The 742-nt window shown below is 46.0% G+C and carries 1 protein-coding gene and 1 pseudogene; both read left to right on the top strand.

Annotation, left to right across the window (positions count from 1 at the left end; all coding sequences use genetic code 11):
* Nucleotides 1-332 (top strand): (2Fe-2S)-binding protein (locus R7Q11_RS26035; RefSeq protein ID WP_225466984.1); only part of this gene is annotated, 332 nt, incomplete at its 5' end.
* Nucleotides 333-422: 90 nt separating this feature from the next.
* Nucleotides 423-742, top strand: a pseudogene (locus tag R7Q11_RS26030) (TonB-dependent siderophore receptor); the annotation flags it as partial.

Genomic DNA, 742 nt, shown 5'->3' with positions numbered 1-742 from the left:
AAGAACAGATGAACGAGTGGATTCGCATTCGTCCGGGGTTTACTCATCAGTTGATGTCAGACGGTATTTTGGCGTGCTTGTTAAGGTTACAGCAACATTTCCCTCAACTGACCGATGCCATCATTAAAGAGCACGCTAGCTTGTGGCTTAGTGCTCTGGGGCTGGATGAGCGTCATATCGATGCTTTGCATGGTGTGCCTCACGAGCAACCGCTCAACTTGGTCAGAAAAAGCTGCTGCTTGGTGTACAAGTGTGAAGGAAGAAAGCTCTGCGAGGACTGCCCGAGAGCTGCAAAAAACCGTCAGTTAATCATGCAAAAGAGCAAGAGTTAACAACTCGTTAACCTATGTAACAGTGCTCGATTTGTTATTGATAATAAGTATCATTGTCGATTCTTTGGCTACAACAAAAAGATAAATACAATGACAAATAGGAAGTTCTCTTTAAACCTCATCGTATTAGCGATGAGCAGTGGATATGCAGCGCACGCATTGGCTGCAGAACAAGCTCAGCAACTGGCGTCTCAAAACGCAGCAGATGAACAGTTAGTTGTGGTTGGCAGCGTCATGCCAAAATCCATTTCTGATATTCCCGGTACGGTTTGGTTTGTAGGGCAAGAAGAAATTGCTCAACAATACCGAGCAGGTAAAACTCTGGGTGATATTCTTTCTGCCACGATCCCTTCTTTAGATGTTGGCACTGGCGGCCGGACAAACTACGGCCAAAATCTGCGTGGCAGAGC

It is taken from the genome of Vibrio sp. 970, from assembly GCF_033339075.1.
The sequence above is the reverse complement of the archived record's forward strand: the minus strand, read 5'-3'. Positions and strand labels throughout refer to the sequence as shown.